At 37.1% G+C, this 16,728-nt stretch carries 19 protein-coding genes; 8 read left to right on the top strand and 11 right to left on the bottom strand.

Translation table 11 applies throughout. The features are described 5' to 3' along the window. The 4 genes from R2R28_RS01695 (at position 1) to R2R28_RS01680 (ending at position 2,572) form a co-directional block, all read left to right on the top strand. Entirely contained in the window at positions 1-717 is a 717-nt protein-coding gene (locus tag R2R28_RS01695; protein WP_316823972.1) for a ZIP family metal transporter, read from the top strand. A 139-nt stretch (positions 718-856) separates the two neighbouring features. Further along, positions 857-1,450 (top strand): Uma2 family endonuclease, encoded by a 594-nt coding sequence (locus R2R28_RS01690; protein WP_316823971.1) that lies wholly within the window; start codon positions 857-859, stop codon positions 1,448-1,450. 13 nt (positions 1,451-1,463) lie between these two features. Continuing rightward, a complete protein-coding gene (locus tag R2R28_RS01685; RefSeq protein WP_316823970.1) occupies positions 1,464-2,057 on the top strand; it encodes a Uma2 family endonuclease in 594 nt (197 codons plus the stop codon). A gap of 11 nt (positions 2,058-2,068) precedes the next feature. After that, positions 2,069-2,572, top strand: a complete 504-nt coding sequence (locus R2R28_RS01680; protein ID WP_316823969.1) for a Uma2 family endonuclease — start codon at positions 2,069-2,071, stop codon at positions 2,570-2,572. Between the two features lie 183 nt (positions 2,573-2,755). Here R2R28_RS01680 and R2R28_RS01675 read toward each other — a convergent pair whose 3' ends face one another. From R2R28_RS01675 to R2R28_RS01660, 4 genes are all read right to left on the bottom strand, one after another. Beyond that, positions 2,756-2,899 (bottom strand): DUF5522 domain-containing protein, encoded by a 144-nt coding sequence (locus tag R2R28_RS01675; RefSeq protein ID WP_162799929.1) that lies wholly within the window; start codon positions 2,897-2,899, stop codon positions 2,756-2,758. Between the two features lie 84 nt (positions 2,900-2,983). Then, positions 2,984-3,925, bottom strand: coding sequence for an MBL fold metallo-hydrolase (locus R2R28_RS01670; protein ID WP_316823968.1), 942 nt, complete (start codon positions 3,923-3,925; stop codon positions 2,984-2,986). Between the two features lie 94 nt (positions 3,926-4,019). Next, the gene (coaE, locus tag R2R28_RS01665) at positions 4,020-4,637 is read right to left on the bottom strand and encodes a dephospho-CoA kinase (RefSeq protein WP_316823967.1); all 618 of its coding nucleotides are present in this window, start codon (positions 4,635-4,637) and stop codon (positions 4,020-4,022) included. Beyond that, positions 4,637-5,584, bottom strand: a complete 948-nt coding sequence (locus R2R28_RS01660; protein ID WP_316823966.1) for a YbbR-like domain-containing protein — start codon at positions 5,582-5,584, stop codon at positions 4,637-4,639. The genes coaE and R2R28_RS01660 overlap by 1 nt, the downstream gene beginning before the upstream one ends. A 149-nt stretch (positions 5,585-5,733) precedes the next feature. On the opposite strand from R2R28_RS01660, the gene R2R28_RS01655 reads away from it, so the two are divergent. Further along, a complete protein-coding gene (locus R2R28_RS01655) occupies positions 5,734-6,666 on the top strand; it encodes an energy transducer TonB (RefSeq protein WP_316823965.1) in 933 nt (310 codons plus the stop codon). A 50-nt stretch (positions 6,667-6,716) separates the two neighbouring features. Here R2R28_RS01655 and yajC read toward each other — a convergent pair whose 3' ends face one another. From yajC to R2R28_RS01635, 4 genes are all read right to left on the bottom strand, one after another. After that, on the bottom strand, positions 6,717-7,037 hold the full coding sequence (gene yajC, locus R2R28_RS01650) for a preprotein translocase subunit YajC (RefSeq protein ID WP_316823964.1): 321 nt from the start codon (positions 7,035-7,037) through the stop codon (positions 6,717-6,719). Positions 7,038-7,107: 70 nt separating this feature from the next. Then, entirely contained in the window at positions 7,108-7,566 is a 459-nt protein-coding gene (locus tag R2R28_RS01645) for a DUF1573 domain-containing protein (RefSeq protein ID WP_316823963.1), read from the bottom strand. 2 nt (positions 7,567-7,568) lie between these two features. Further along, positions 7,569-8,519, bottom strand: a complete 951-nt coding sequence (gene nusB / locus R2R28_RS01640) for a transcription antitermination factor NusB (protein ID WP_316823962.1) — start codon at positions 8,517-8,519, stop codon at positions 7,569-7,571. A gap of 50 nt (positions 8,520-8,569) precedes the next feature. Further along, entirely contained in the window at positions 8,570-9,658 is a 1,089-nt protein-coding gene (locus R2R28_RS01635; RefSeq protein WP_316823961.1) for a Glu/Leu/Phe/Val dehydrogenase, read from the bottom strand. A gap of 519 nt (positions 9,659-10,177) precedes the next feature. On the opposite strand from R2R28_RS01635, the gene R2R28_RS01630 reads away from it, so the two are divergent. Together R2R28_RS01630 and R2R28_RS01625 are read left to right on the top strand one after the other, a co-directional pair. After that, complete coding sequence (locus R2R28_RS01630) at positions 10,178-11,968, top strand: ABC transporter ATP-binding protein (RefSeq protein WP_316823960.1); 1,791 nt, start codon at positions 10,178-10,180, stop codon at positions 11,966-11,968. A gap of 79 nt (positions 11,969-12,047) precedes the next feature. Then, complete coding sequence (locus R2R28_RS01625) at positions 12,048-12,371, top strand: DUF3276 family protein (protein WP_316823959.1); 324 nt, start codon at positions 12,048-12,050, stop codon at positions 12,369-12,371. A gap of 71 nt (positions 12,372-12,442) precedes the next feature. Here R2R28_RS01625 and R2R28_RS01620 read toward each other — a convergent pair whose 3' ends face one another. Then, entirely contained in the window at positions 12,443-12,904 is a 462-nt protein-coding gene (locus tag R2R28_RS01620; protein ID WP_316823958.1) for a hypothetical protein, read from the bottom strand. A gap of 180 nt (positions 12,905-13,084) precedes the next feature. Here R2R28_RS01620 and ychF point away from each other — a divergent pair, with 180 nt between their 5' ends. Next, positions 13,085-14,185 carry a redox-regulated ATPase YchF gene (gene ychF / locus R2R28_RS01615; protein ID WP_316823957.1) on the top strand — a complete coding sequence of 367 codons (1,101 nt, stop codon included), beginning with the start codon at positions 13,085-13,087 and terminating at the stop codon, positions 14,183-14,185. Positions 14,186-14,656: 471 nt separating this feature from the next. Here the strand turns inward: ychF and R2R28_RS01610 are convergent, their stop codons facing one another. Then, positions 14,657-15,271 carry an HAD hydrolase-like protein gene (locus tag R2R28_RS01610; RefSeq protein WP_316823956.1) on the bottom strand — a complete coding sequence of 205 codons (615 nt, stop codon included), beginning with the start codon at positions 15,269-15,271 and terminating at the stop codon, positions 14,657-14,659. Between the two features lie 9 nt (positions 15,272-15,280). Continuing rightward, the gene (mgtE, locus tag R2R28_RS01605; protein ID WP_316823955.1) at positions 15,281-16,657 is read right to left on the bottom strand and encodes a magnesium transporter; all 1,377 of its coding nucleotides are present in this window, start codon (positions 16,655-16,657) and stop codon (positions 15,281-15,283) included. Positions 16,658-16,728 lie beyond the last annotated feature (71 nt).

The raw sequence follows: 16,728 nt of genomic DNA, 5'->3' as shown, positions 1-16,728 counted from the left end.
ATGGAAATCTGGAAACTTTGTGTGCTCTTTTTCTGTGCCTTTTTAGGCGGAACAGCTATTTTTCTGGTAAAGAGCGATAAATCGAAACTACTGAAACTGATTTTATCTTTCAGTGGAGCTTATTTATTTGCGATTACGGTTTTACACCTGATCCCGGATGCCTACAGCGGTACGGATAAGTGGCAGATTGGTGTTTTTATCCTCATTGGTTTTTTATTACAGATTTTCTTAGAGCAATTTTCTGAGGGTGTAGAACACGGCCATATCCACAAACACCATCACGGGCACGTTTTTCCTTTCGGAATTATGATTAGCTTGTGCCTCCATGCCTTTTTAGAGGGAATGCCATTAGCAAAAGAACAACATAATGAATTGATTTTCGGTATTGCGTTACACCATATTCCTGCTGCTTTTGCACTGGCCAGCATATTGATGCAAAACCACTTTAAGATAGGCAGCATCGTACTTTATCTCATTTTATTCGCAGTAATGGCACCATTGGGCTTTTATGTAAGTGTTGGTTTAAGCAACGGAACCATTGGCGGTTTAGATGCCTATTTTAATAAAATTATGGGTATTGTAATCGGTATTTTCCTGCATATCTCTACTACTATTTTATTCGAATCGAGTGCTGACCATAAGATCAATACGCGCAAAATGATCGCCGTTTTACTGGGAATAGGTGTGGCACTGATTGGTTTCTTTGCCGGACACTAGGTGAGTTGACAGATTAACCGATTTAAACAGTTACCAGTTAACCATTCGTCCCCAGTTCAAAAAACTAACCTGCTAGCCGTTTTAAACGTTTAATCGTTTAAATTTTACAGCCTCTGTAAAAAATTGGGTAAATTCGTATATGGACGAAATTGTAAATGAACCGATTGTAGCCTATCAAAAAAGACGTTACACTGTTGAAGAATACCTGGAGATGGAAAAAGAAGCGACAGTTAAACATGAGTATTTTGAAGGTGAGATATTTGCAATGTCGGGTGCCGGTGATAATCATAATGAGATTTTTAGTAATGTCTTTGGAGAGATACTTAGCAAGCTCAAAGGCAAACCTTGCAGACCTTATGGAAGTGATAAACGGATGAACATTCCAGAGAATACATTATTCACCTATCCTGACATATCCATCTATTGCAATGGCCTAATACATAGCGAATTTGATGATGATACTTCAATCTTACCAACGGTAATCATCGAAATCCTTTCCCCTTCTACAAAAAACTACGACAGAGGCAAAAAATTTAACCTGTATAAAGATATTCCTTCGTTAAAAGAATACATTATGATCGAATCGGAATCGGTTTCGGTGGAGGCTTATTATATCAATGAAGAAAGGAATTGGGAGATCAATCAACATAAACTAATTACCGATACCTTAACCTTTGTTTCGATGGGATTTGATATGGCTTTAAGTGATATTTATTATTACGTTAATATTTAAAATCTAACTGTATATGGATAACATTGTAAATGAACCGGCTGTAGCCTATCAAAAAAGACGTTACACTGTTGAAGAATACCTGGAAATGGAAAAGGCATCAACAGGGAAACATGAGTATTTTGAAGGGGAAATATTTGCAATGTCGGGGGCAGGCTTTAACCATAATCTTATATTTTCAAATGTTTTCGGACTTCTTTTTTCTAAACTAAAAGGTTCGAAATGTATACTGTTTGGAAGCGATATGCGAATGAATATTCCCGGAAACACCTTATTCACCTATCCCGATATCTCTATCTATTGCAACGGATTAACGCATAGTGAATTTGATGAAGATACCTCGATTTTACCAACGGTAATCATCGAAATTCTTTCCCCTTCTACAAAAAACTACGACAGAGGCAAAAAATTTAACCTGTATAAAGATATTCCTTCGTTAAAAGAATACATCATGATTGATTCTGAATCGGTTTCGATTGAGGCTTATTATATTGATGAAGAAAAAAGCTGGAAACTTAACGAGCACAAAAAGATTTCTGATACCATAACCCTAGTGTTGATGGGATTCGAAATAGGTTTAAGTGACATTTATTATAACACCAGTATTTAAAATTAATGTATATGGATAACATTGTAAATGAGCCGGCTGTAGCCTATCAAAAAAGACGTTACACTGTTGAAGAATACCTGGAGATGGAAAAAGAAGCGACAGTTAAACATGAATATTACCAAGGTGAGGTATTTGCGATGTCGGGCGCAGGCAACAATCATAATCAGATCTTCAGCAATGTCTTTGTCGAAATAGGTATTAACCTAAAAGGCAAGGCATGCAGTCCTTATGGAAGTGATATGCGAATGAACATTCCAGAGAATACTTTATTCACCTATCCCGATATTTCAATTTACTGTAATGGCTTAACACCTAGCGATGTTGATCAAGAAACCTTTATTTCACCTATAGTCATCATCGAAATTCTTTCGCCTTCAACCAAAAACTACGACAGAGGCAAAAAATTTAACCTGTATAAAGATATTCCCTCATTAAAAGAATACATCATGATTGATTCGGAATCGGTTTCGGTTGAGGCCTATTATATTGATGAAGAAAAAAAACTGGAGACTTAACGAGCACAAAGAGATTTCTGATTCCTTAACCCTAGTATCGATGGGATTTGATGTGTTTTTAAGCGATATTTACAATCATGTCCGCTTTAATAAAAAGTAATATCCAAACCTGAATTTTGGGTTCAAAACTAAATACTATTGCAATTACGAACTGAAACTGCCATTTATTAACTGCCAACTAAATTACTTTTTCTCTTTCTTCTTCCCATAACCCCAGGGGCAGTGTTTGCACTTATTTTTACAGCAATAACCGCGTTTTAAGTGGTAAGCTTCGGTAAACACCATCAATCCATCTTCGTTAAAATAAAAATCTTCACCTTCTTTCATAGTTAGTTTTGAATGATTGAATTAGAGAATGAGTGAATGTCTTATCGTATTTTTCTATCTATCATTCAATCCTTCTCTCCTTTACTAATTCAGTATTTTAACTTCGAGTTTATCTTTAAAATAATCTTTAAGCTGTTTGCCATCACCATGCAAAGTCCATACCTGTTTTGGTTTTACTTTTTCAATGGTTTCTAAAATGGCATCCCAATCAGCATGATCAGAAATATAGAGTGATATTCCATTTTGCTGTTGGAGGTTTTTCCAGCCAGAAGCAAAAGCTCTTACCACATTTATTGCTTTATGATAGCTATGAAAAACCATTGGCGGAACAATATAAACCTGATTTTCGTGATTATTTTTCATCACTTTCCGGTCGTACATTTTGTAATTTCCCAACTTCACACCATAATCTTCATATATTTTAACAAAAGGCACTATACTGAAATGTACCATAATATTGCGCGTTGGGCAATATTCGTTTAACAGTTGAATAATCCGCTGACTTTTGCCCAGGGCGTAAGCACCAAGCATGATATTGGCATTGGTTTCGTTCAGTTTTTTGATTTCATCAACCGGAGAGGGGTGTTTAGTTTCAGGATCGGCAAAGGTACTTTCGGTAATCAATACATCAGCCTCAACAAATTCAAAAGCTTCACAAGTAGCATCAGGTTCTATTTTATAATCGCCAGTATAAAGGTATTTAACGCCTTTATATTCCATTAAAACCTGTGCAGATCCTAAAATATGTCCTGCTGAATAAAAAGTAATGGTTACATCCTTTATTTTAAAAGCTTCGTGGTATTTTTTTGTAAAAAAATCGACCGCGGCAAATTTACGGTAACGGTGTTTCATAAAAGCCGCAGTGGCTGCTGTACAATACACATTCTGGCTTCCGCCAATGGCATGATCGCCATGTGCATGCGAAACCACAGCTTCATTAACGGGCTGTTGCGGATCAAGGTAAAAATCGCCGTAAGCACAATACAGGCCCGTAGGGGTAATGGTAATAAAATCTTCTAAAATCATGATCAGGATTTTGAGGATTTAGGGATATGGCAGGATTTAATTTTCATAAACTGGATTTAATAATAACATTTCAACATTCAAACCTTTCAACATTTCAACATTCAAACCTTTTCAACTCCTCAGCTATTTGTAAAAAGTGCTTGTGTAAAGCTAAAACCTGTTCAATAATGGATTGCTCTTCGTCATTAACAATAAAATGATCAGCTAATTTACCTTTTTGCTCATCGCTAAGCTGTTTATCCATACGGGCTTTTATCTGTGCTTCTGTAACACCATCGCGCTGCATTAAACGCTTTATTTTAACATCGTACGGCGCTGTAACCAAAATGGTAGTATCGCACATTTTATACGACCCGCTTTCGAACAATATTGCAGCTTCTTTTAAGGTATAAGGCACAGTTGAAGGAATAGTAGCTTCCCAGGCATCAAAAGCCCTGAAAACTGCCGGATGAACCAAAGCATTTAACTGTGCAAGTGCTTTTTCATTATTAAAAACTATACCCGCGATATGTTTATTATTCAATTTACCATCTTCGAAGTAACTTTCATTACCAAAAGCAGTTTTAACCCCTTCTATCAATAAAGCATCCTTAGTCATGATTTCTTTTGCCACGGTATCTGCATAAAAAACAGGAATTCCCAATACTTCAAAAACCTTGCAGGCAGTTGTTTTACCACTGCCTATTCCTCCGGTTATACCTACTTTATACATTATTTTTCTACTATGAAATCAATTTTGGATGGCACCACTTTTACCAGCTTACAATAATCAGGAAACTCTGTAATCTTGACTGTAAACTGGCGGTGCTTTAAATTTTGCCATTCGTCTACATCAACAATGGCGGTAATAAAACTCTCATCTACCTGATCGTAATTACTTAATGCAACCAAAAATGAAACTTTTATCTTTTTAGGGTAGAGTTTTATACTGTTATAATTTCTATTGTTGATTACTTTTAAAGGTACTTCGATGGTTTTCTCTGTAAACTCATCAACAGGCAGCCGAACTTCTACAGATGAAGGATAGATGCTTACATTTTTATGAATACTGTGCTGTAAAGCCACTCTGGTGTTACTACTACTTTGTATTTTATCCAGCTTTAAAGTATCTGTAGGCCAAAACTTAATTTTAGCCAGTTCTTCTGTAGGTCCTGCAACTTTAACATATTTTGGATTAAGGATAATCTCACTCGAGATGCCATATTGTTTTATAAAGCTGAGCTTATCAATCAGTTTAACCGGAACCTTTTTTACCACGCGTTTGGTAAAATCGAAATATAAGGTATCGGGTTTAACCGAAATTACTTTTTGTGTACTTTCCAGCTGCCTGTTGATATTGAACAACTGATCGGAAAAAACAATAAAATCTTTTGTATTGAGCTGGCTTAAGTTTACAGAAACGGATGGCGGACTAATCCTTAATCTTGCAAATAATAATTGCCATCCTGTACCTTCCACCTGTAAATCTATCGTATCTGATTGCAGGGGGTAAAATGCCCTTTTGGTAGGCGTATTTTTAAACACCAGTACCGTTTTTGCTACATAAATATATTTGTTATTCAACGCCATAAAAAGCCATGCAGCAACAGCCAGCAGCAAACAGGCCAATAAGCTAAATACACGTCTTTTTTCAATCTTCGTTAATCTGATGAAGGGCATAATAAAAACTTAGTTCTCTACAGCAATAACGTCAAATGTAACAAAACTAAATAGCTGCTCAAAAAACTAATCTGTTTAATGATAAATTAACATCATAATTTCGTTAGAATGCTTACAGATAACTACATTCGTAGTAGATAAAACATGACATGAAAAAATATATTTTAACGCTCATTGCCTTAACCGTTTTTAATTATGCCTTTGCACAAAAAGCAACTCAGGTTTCCTATTTTAAAAAAGGCATGGTAACCGAAAACAAAAATAATTACGATTACCGGCGGGTGATCCAGGAAACAGATACTGTTTCGCTCTACCATTTACTGGAATTTTACCCGGATAATACTGAAAAAACAATTGGTAACGTTTCTAAATTTGAACCTAAGCTTGTTTATGAAGGCCTAAAACAAAGTTTTAACAAACAAGGGATTTTGACTGCCAAAGAAAATTTCAAAAATGGGACACTAACGGGTGAATGTTTTTATTATCATAACAACGGTAAGCTAGAAAATATTTTTCAATACGATGGCCCGGATGACAGGAAAAGAAAGTGGCTTACAGGAATAGACTCTTTAGGCAATCAGTTTATCAAAGATGGCAATGGTTTCTATAAAAAATTTGATAAAAAAGGACAGGGTGAAGAAGGAAACTACCACAATGGTTATAAAGATGGAACCTGGAAAGGAACAGGAAATAAAGCTACTTATGAGGAAGTTTTCGAAAACGGTGTTTTTAAGTCAGGAATAAGCACATTTGAAGATGGAAAGCAAATCCAGTATGATAAAATGGAGCAACAACCCGAATTTAAAGGGGGAATAGCTGAGTTTTATAAGTATTTAAGCAGAAATTATAAATTCCCTTCTGAGGCACAACGAAATCGCGTAAGTGGAAAATTGTACATTACTTTCGTTGTAGAAAGAGATGGCAGATTAACAGATTATGAGTTTAAAAATAGCCTGGGTTATGGCACACAGGAAGAAGCCGTAAGGGTTTTAAACGAATGTCCTAAATGGATTCCCGGACAACAACATGGTATCCCGGTGAGGGTTAAATATAATATTAACATCAACCTGACACAGCGCTAAACAAAAATGCCACCCGATAGAGGTGGCATTTTATTGCTTTTTATTAAAAACTAAGCTTTAGTTGCTGGAGCTGTTGTTGCTTTTGTTGCATCTAAGGAAACTGCCGATTTATCGAAACGGATTTTTACACCACCTTCAACCTCGATTAAAAAAGTGGTATCATTTAAATCGGCAATGCGACCGTGAATACCTGCTGTAGTTACAATTTTATCTCCTTTTTTCAACTCGCTGATCAGTTTTTTATGGTCTTTAGCTTTTTTAAGCTGAGGGCGGATCATAAAAAAGTAGAAAACTAATGCAATTGCTCCAAACATGATTAATTGTCTTGGATCAAATCCTCCTGCTGCCTGTAAAATTACTGTTGATGTCATTTTATATTTTTTTGTTTGTGTTATGAATAGCTGATGATCTGTATCTTAGTGCGATCAATAATCAGCTAAATTATTTTTTAGCAAGTACCTCTCCTACCAAATGAACGGTGGCTACCGTTGGGTTTGCATTTGATGTAATGGTTACTACTTTATCTTGCATACCCATTTTGCCTTCGCTGTTAAAAACTACGCTGATGATACCCGTTTTACCCGGTAAAATGGGCTCGCCTGGTACTTGAGGAACGGTACAACCACATGTTGCTGTTGCATTTGAAACAATCAGCGGGCTTCTACCTGTATTCTTCAGTTTGAAATCGTGTTTTACTTTTTCACCCTGCTCAATTTTACCAAAATCGAAAATATCGCGTTCGAAAACAATAACGGGCGCATCTGCCGGGGCAACTTTTGCTGTTTTTGAAGTATCGTTACCTACAGAAACTGTTGATTTACTTTCTGAGGTCTGATTATTTGCATTACGGCAAGCAGCAAATGAAAGTGCAGCAATAGCCAAGATAAATGTTCTTTTCATTTTTAATCTTCGATTAATCCACGGCCAATCTTTTTAATGGTATTGTTTTTCTTAAGATCGCCTAAAATTTTGTCCAAAATACCGTTTATAAATGAATTACTCTTCGGTGTACTGTAATCTTTTGATAACTCTAAATATTCGTTGATGGTAACTTTAACCGGAATAGATGGAAAGTTTAACAACTCACAGATGGCCATTTTCATCAAAATGGTATCCATAAGGGCAATACGCTCCGATTCCCAGTTTTTTGTTCTATCGGCAATCATTTCCTGGTATTTGGCATCATTTTGTAAAGTATGCACAAAAAGATCCTGTACAAATTTGCTATCCTCTACCCAATCAGCACTAATTTCGGTCAGTTTGTTTTTGAAAGGATCATCGAAAGTAAAGTTTTTCAGGGTTTTGGCTACCATTCCTTTCATTACTTCGTGATCTACCTGCCAGTTGATAAATTTTTCTTCAAAAACCTGCAAAATAGCCTGGTTTTTTAAGATGATTTTCCTGAAAATGTATTTGATAATGTCTTTTGAGGATTCTAAACTTTCATTTGGATCTGCAAGGTAATCGGCATATTCTTTTGAAGCTTTTAACGAGTTATACACGGTTTTACGGATTTCAGGATCGAAACCCCAATCTACCTTGTATTTTTTAATCGCAGAAACGTATTCCGGGTTCTGCTGCAGTAAAATGCTAAACTTATTGTGTAGCAATTTCATGTTAGGATTGATATCCTCTGCTGTTTTAATGAATTTGTTTGCGCGTTCGGCCGCGTCGTTGGCAGTAAATTCGGTAACTTCTACCATTAAAGAGAGCATCCAGATGTACATTTCGTACACACTGTCGATACTTTGCATTAAGGTTTTCAAGTCACCTTTAATGTCTTTTTTGTCTGCCATGTGCCATGCAAAAATGTTTTGCAAAGCTTTGATCCTTAAGTGCCTTCTGTTTAACATGAATGTAAGAACGAGTGCGGTTTTTTAAAACCTGTTTTAATAATTATGATTTAATATGACGATTTAATTTTTTTAACATCTGCAATCCGTTTTTCAGCAATACGGTTTGCAGCAATATTTGTTGAAATGTTTTCAGCTTTACTCAATTTAATTACACTGCGGGTAGCATCATAAATATTTTCAGTAAGCTGTACGGTACGTTTTTTACCAAAACCAGTTAATTCAGAGTAGCAGGCAATCAATCCGCCAGCATTAATTAAATAATCAGGGGCAAATAAAATTCCTTTTTTCAAAAGCAATTCGCTATCTAAAAACTCATCTTTTAGCTGATTGTTTGCGGAACCTGCAATAATTGCAAATTTCATTTTCTCGATGGTTTTGTTGTTTACAGTCGCACCCATGGCACATGGGGCATAAACATCGGCATCGATAGTAAAAATTTTATCTGCTTCGATCGGTTTTGCTTTATATTTACGTGCAACGTAAGTTAGCTGCTCCTGGTTAATATCGCTAATGAGTACCTCGGCATTTTCTTTTCTTAACAAAGCTACCAGGTGCTCTCCAACATTACCAATACCTTGCACCACAATTGTTCTGCCGGCAAGCATATCGGTACCAAAAACTTCTTTAACGCTTGCTTTAATACCTAAATAAACACCCTGAGCTGTAAAAGGAGCAGGATTACCTGCACCACCAATTGATTCGGGAACACCAGTAACGTGGCTGGTTTCCATGCGGATATATTCCATATCGCGCGTATTGGTACCCATTTCTTCGGCCGTAATGAATTCGCCATTGAGGTTTTTAATAAACCTGCCGTAGCTGCGCATTAAAGTTTCTGTTTTATCTTTTCTGGAATCGCCAATGATTACGCCTTTTCCACCGCCCAGGTTTAAACCGGTGATGGCGGCTTTATAGGTCATTCCGCGTGATAAACGAAGGGCATCTTCTAAAGCTTCGGCCTCGGTAGAATAGCTCCACATCCTGGTTCCGCCTAAAGCAGGACCTAAAGTGGTATCATGTATAGCAATAATTGCTTTTAAACCTGTATCTGGATCATTACAAAAAACCAACTTTTTGTGCCCATAGGCACTTAATTGATCTAAAATTGATGAATCTGACGGAGAATTTGCTGGCATATTGGACGTTCGGCTAACCTGCTGCAAAATTAAAATAAAAAACCATTATTACACGTATTTAACTAAACTATAACAAAATTAATTCAGCCCAGGGCTAAATTAATAAGGTTAAAAAAGCATTCTTTTGAAAAAAAATAGTGAAATGTTGGTTTGTGGAGACACGAACCAAGGTGCAGGACAGGATTAAGTGATTAAAGTTATATGTTTAAAAAAGTATCATTTTAAAGAAAAACATACTCAGCCTGATCTTAAAACCACAGGTTTATGTTAAATAAACCTGATAAAGCGAAAAGCCCGCAGCGTAGCGAGGACTTGAAGCGATAGCAGGACTGGTATAACCTAAAAGTACCGAACCTTGCTTTTCAAAATAATAATCGACCACCTAAGCCATCTGAAATATGTTAGCAATTACCCTGCATCTTCCCTTTTACATCTGAAAGTGTCATTAATTTCTAAAGCTTAAGCCCGAATGGATAAATATGCTACATGAAATAACAAAAATATCTAAGTTTGTACAACATGAAACATCTGAGCCGATTAAACAAATACTTTCTCAAATACAAATGGTGGATTATCCCAGGAAGTATTTTCGTGGTGATTTCTAACATTTTTGGTGTTGTACCTGCACAGGTTATTGGCTATGCGGTAGATCTGATCACTGAAAACATCCAGATTTTTAACCTTTTTCATGGTTTCGATCGCCAGGCCATTATTTATGATATTTTTAGCAGCAACCTTTTGTATTTCGGTCTGTTGGTTATTGCCCTTTACTTATTGAGGGGTTTATTCTTATTCTTTATGCGGCAAACGATCATTTTAATGTCGCGGCATATTGAGTTTGATATGAAAAATGATATCTATCAGCATTATCAGGAGCTAAGCCTGGGCTTTTATCGCCGGAATAATACTGGCGATTTAATGAACCGTGCCACAGAAGATGTGAATCGGGTAAGGATGTATGTGGGCCCGGCCATTATGTATACCATCAATACTTTTGTGCTTTCGGTACTTATTATTTGGTCGATGTTTGATGTAAACTCAAAACTGGCTATTTACTGTTTACTACCTCTCCCCTTTTTAGTGGTGATTATTTATTATGTAAATACGCTTATCTTTAAGAAAAGCGGAAAAATCCAGGAACGTTTATCAGATCTATCCAGTTTTGTACAGGAGCGTTTCTCTGGAATCAGGATTATAAAATCGTATGTACGTGAAGATTATACACGGAACATGTTCGAAATACAGAGCAATGAGTACAAAAAAGACTCGATGAGTTTGGTTAAAGTATCGGCCCTGTTTTACCCTACTATGCTGTTATTGATTGGCCTGAGTACCATTTTAACCATATATATAGGTGGTATCCAGGTGATGAACGGCAGCATTACCGCAGGGAACATTGCCGAATTTATCATTTACATCAATCAGTTAACCTTTCCGGTTACCATGCTGGGCTGGGTTACTTCGTTGATCCAGCGGGCAGCAGCTTCACAAAAAAGGATCAATGAATTTTTGGATATCCCTTCAGATATCCAATCAAAAGAGACTGAAGGTAGACCTTTATCAGGTAATATCAAATTTGATCAGGTAAGTTTTACTTATCCGGATACGGGTATTGAAGCTTTAAAAGATGTCAGTTTTGAGATCAACAGCGGCGAATTTGTGGCGATTATCGGAAAAACCGGATCGGGGAAATCGACATTGGCCAACCTGATTATGCGGATGTATGACGTAGAAAATGGCGCTATTGATATTGATGGAAAGAATATTAAGGCACTAAATCTTAAAGATTACCGCGGACAGATTGGTTTTGTACCACAGGAAGTTTTCTTATTTTCTGACACGATAAAAAACAACATTGCCTTTGGTTTAGATGCTGTTACAGATGAAGAAGTCTATACTGCAGCGAAAAATGCCTCGGTGTACACCAACATTATCGACTTTGAAGAAAAGTTCGAAACGATGCTTGGTGAACGTGGTATAACCTTATCAGGAGGACAAAAACAACGGGTTTCTATAGCAAGGGCTTTGATTAAATCGCCTAAGATTTTGATTTTTGACGACTGTCTTTCGGCTGTTGACACCAAAACGGAGGAGGAAATCTTACAAAACCTGGGCAAAATCATGGCCGGAAAAACAAGTATTTTAATTGCCCACCGGATTTCTACCATTAAAAATGCGGATAAGATTTTAGTGCTCGATAATGGAAAAATCATCGAACAAGGCACACACAATGAATTACTTAGTTTAAATGGCAGTTATACGGAGCTTTATAATAACCAGCTTTTGGAGGAGGAAACACGAACGATTTAAATTGTATTAAAATTGTATTTTGAACTTTAAATATTTGCTTTATATTTACCGAAACCAAAAACCAACATCAATACCAACCATGGGAGAATTCGACAACAAGGAAAGAGAAGAAGTTTTTTCAAAGAAAGTAAGAGCAGGTAAGAGAACTTATTTCTTCGACGTGAAGGCTACTAGATCGGGTGATTATTATTTAACAGTTACCGAGAGCAAGAAAAGATTAGAAGACGGTGTGTTTGTAAAACATAAAATCTTTTTATACAAAGAAGATTTTGAAAAATTTGCAGAAGGATTAAACGAAACTGTTGATTACATCAAAACCCATCAGGATGTGGTTGAAAAGCGTTATGAATATTCTGAAAATGGAGAACATAGCACCAGATCAAACGACGATTTTACTTTTTAAGTAATATAATTTCAATAAAAAAGCCTTCTAATTTTTAATAATCAGAAGGCTTTTTTGTACGCGGTAATATTTTATTTTATGCCTCCGCTGGCAAGTACTGCCAATAGCAACAGGAAATAACTGGCTATAAGTATAATGGTAAGCACTCCCCAAAATTTAAAGAGCGATTTTACATGGGAAATGGAATCACTGAAATTTTCCTGGTCGCCGAACAAAATCCCCTGTTTTGCTTTGGCCGAAAAACGCAGCAGCAGCAAACTCGGATAAAAAAAGAGCAATGCCAAAAACAAGTAAAATATGGTAAAGCCTGTAGCACCAATAGCTCCCAATGGCCCCAATTGACTGAGCATGGCCGGATTGGCACTTATGGCTGCCCCTATCCCAAACGAGCCCAAGGTTAAAAACGCCGAAACCACAAACCCTACAACCGATAAAAACCTGGCCCATTTACTCATGTCGTAAAAATAGCTCCGCATTTCTTCGGTTACTACTAATTTTACTTCCTGAGGTACTTCCTTTTCAAAATCTTCCATTTATGTATCTGTATTTTCGGCTAAACATAGATAAAATATCGATTTGATACAATAGCAAGGGTTTAAATAAAGGTTTTAAAAGCTTATCTTTGCGCGGAAATTGAGATGTGAGATGATTGGCCATGAGCCATCAAACTAAAACTCAAAATTACTGAATAGAGAAATAAAGACTAAAAAATAATGGCATTACAATGTGGTATAGTAGGTTTACCAAATGTTGGAAAATCGACTCTTTTTAACTGTTTATCAAATGCAAAAGCGCAGGCAGCAAACTTTCCCTTTTGTACAATTGAGCCCAATGTTGGCGTAATTACAGTACCTGATGATCGTTTAACCAAACTTGCAGAATTGGTTAAGCCAAACAAAGTGCAACCCAATACAATAGAGATTGTAGATATTGCTGGATTGGTAAAAGGTGCATCGAAAGGTGAAGGCCTTGGAAACCAGTTTTTAGGAAACATCCGTGCTACAAACGCCATCATCCACGTTTTACGTTGTTTTGACGACGGAAATGTAATCCACGTAGATGGTTCTGTTGACCCCATCCGCGATCGTGAAATTATTGATACGGAGTTACAGCTTAAAGATTTGGATACGGTTGATAAACGCATCCAAAAGGTAGAGAAAATGGCTAAAACCGGTGGCGATAAGGATGCGAAACGCACTTATGAAATTTTAACTGCAGTTAAAGCTCACTTAGAAGCTGGTAAATCGATTCGCACGGCAGCCTTAGCACAAGATGATTTTGATTTTATAGAAGATTTAGGTTTACTTACCCAAAAACCGGTAATGTACGTTTGTAATGTTGATGAAGCATCGGTAATTAACGGCAATAAATACGTAGATCTGGTAAAGGCAAATGTTGCTGATGAAAATGCTGAGGTTTTAGTCATTTCTGCTAAAATTGAATCAGAAATTGCTGAGCTGGAAAGCTACGAGGAGCGTCAGGAGTTTTTGGCTGATTTAGGCTTAACTGAATCGGGCGTAAATAAATTGATCCGTGCGGCTTATAAATTATTAAACCTTTACACATATTTCACTGCGGGCGTGCAGGAAGTTAGAGGCTGGACGATTACAAAAGGTTTTACAGCCCCACAGGCTGCTGGTGTAATCCACACTGATTTTGAAAAAGGTTTTATCCGTGCTGAGGTAATTAAATACAATGATTTCGTAACCTTAGGGTCTGAAAATGCGTGTAAAGATGCAGGAAAGCTTGGTGTAGAGGGAAAAACTTATGTAGTGGAAGATGGCGACATTATGCACTTCAGGTTTAATGTTTAATTAGACCCCAAACCCCTAAAGGAGCTTTTTACAGCATAGATGATATTGAGCCATTCGAAAGAATGGCTTTTTTCGTTTAAGATTTTGTACCACGGAAATACAGAAAATACAGATATATTCGATTGTGACGCTGAGCGGAGTCTAAGCGCATTAGCGCGCTTAATTAACCACAGATTTAAACGGATAAACACAGATAATTAAGTAGGGCGTTCACTTGTAATAATAACAACTGATTTGCCTCCTAAACCCGATTGACCGTGAAAGCGGCTGATTCTTCATCAGGCCTTGAACAGAAAGCGGGAGCAAGCTTTAAAAACAGCTCCTGCAATTGCTTTTCAAATACAAAGTTATATTTTAACATTCTAGGCTAGAAGTAATCTAAATGCTTAATGCGATGGGCAATTCGGGCCTATACAACCCACAGTAGTAAGATTGCTTCTTCGTACTTCCCCGCAATGACGATTTATCTATTTAGACCTCCAGCCCATAAGCAGCCAGTTGCATTTTGGTATCTTCGTAACCGGTATGATGGATACCCTTTAAACCCAAACCTTCGGCAACCTGTACAAACAACATTCTATCATCGATATATAAACTGGTTTCTACATCGCTTTGCGAAATATCAATTGCTACTTTAAAAATATCGGCATCGGGCTTACGGAAATGCACAAAACTGGATGAGACAAAGAAATCGACAAATTCGTTCAGTTTGAAGGTATTGATGCGGTATTGGTTCAATTCTCTCCCTTCGTTGCTGATTACGGCTACTTTTAGGTTATATTTCTTTTTAAGTTGGCAGATTAGTTGAATCATTTCGGGATAAGGAAGTGATTTTTTGAACATAAATTCTTTAAAATCATCATAGCTAAAACTACGTTCTTCGAAGAAAACGATGCGTTCTAAATACTCATCAAGGGTTAGTTTACCCACTTCGTAAGTATCGAAGGTAAGGTGGTGGCGTTCTTCCAGGTCAACTGAATCGAGGTTAAAAAGTACAGCCGCCTCTCCCCTTGCCTGTCTATCCCAGCCATTGGTTAGTAAAACGCCGCCGATATCGGTAAAAAGCGTGGTAATTTTCTTTTGCATGATTTTGTTTTAAAGTAAAACGCCTTTTAAAATTAATACGGCAACACTAAAATAGATTACAATCCCGGTTACATCAACCATAGTAGCCACAAAAGGCGCTGAAGAGGTTGCCGGGTCGAGTTTGAGTTTTTTCAAAATAATGGGCATCATAGAGCCAATTAAACTACCCCATAATACAATGCCAACCAGGGTAAAAAATATGGTTGCGGCAATTAAAAACCAATGCGGGCCATAATTATAAAGGTGTAACTCTTGCCAGGTTACGATGCGGATAAAACCGATTGTACCTAAAATAATGCCAAGCAATGCACCCGATACCAACTCCCGGCGCATAACACGCCACCACTCGGCTATGGTAACTTCGCCCAGAGCCATGGCCTGAATAATTAATGTGGAAGCCTGCGAACCACTATTGCCACCACTGCTCATAATTAAGGGGATGAAAAGCGATAAAACGACCGCTTTTTCGAGTTCAATTTCGAAATGCTGCATGGCGGTTGCGGTTAACATTTCGCCTAAAAACAGTACAATTAACCAGCCTGCGCGTTTTTTTACGAGTTTTAGGATGGGAATATCGAGATAAGGCTCATCCAGGGCTTCAGTACCCCCGATTTTGTGCATATCTTCAGTATATTCTTCATTTGCAATCCATAAAATATCATCTACGGTAACAATTCCCAACAAAATATTATTTTCATCCACTACAGGTAAGGCCACACGGTTATTCATCCTGAAGATATTAATGGCATCTTCCTGCGGATCGTTGGCTTTCAGGGCAATAAAACGTTTGTCCGTAAGTTCACCGATAATTGCTTCGGGATCGGCCAATAACACCTCCCGGATCCGGATATCATCCAACAATACGCCATCTTTATCAATTACATAAACCACATCGATGGTTTCTGAATTTTTTCCGTAACGCCTGATATGTGCCAAAACATGTGTAATAGACCATTCGGGTTTTACAGCAATGTAATCGGGCGTCATTAAACGGCCGATACTGTCTTCTTTATAACCTAAAAGTGCAAGTGATTCTTTACGTTCTTCGGGCGGTAAAAGGGTAATCATTTTTTTTACCACATCGCCCTTTAACTCACTAAAAAGTGCGGTACGGTCATCAGGAGGCAGATCTTTAATAATCTGATTGAGTTTATTGCCCGAAAGTTTTTTAATAATACGTTCCTGGGTTGGAAAATCCAGGATTCTGAATACGTTTACAGCCCTGTTGAGGGAGAGGGTTTCGATAAATCTGGCTGCATATTGTGGAAGTTCATCGATCAGTTCTTCAACATCCGAAATGTTCAGTTGATCGAGATATTGCTTTAAGGCTTTATCATTTTCTTTTTCAAGTAGTTTCTGAATTTCTTCCACAACCATTTCTTCCATACACAAAAATTAATTTATTACATGCTAAACCTCTATTAACGGTTCGCAAAGGTGCATTTTTATTTCTTAAA

Origin of the sequence: Pedobacter miscanthi, assembly GCF_032678605.1 — a bacterium.
GTDB lineage: Bacteria > Bacteroidota > Bacteroidia > Sphingobacteriales > Sphingobacteriaceae > Pedobacter > Pedobacter miscanthi_A.
This window is presented reverse-complemented; position numbering and strand designations above follow the sequence as displayed.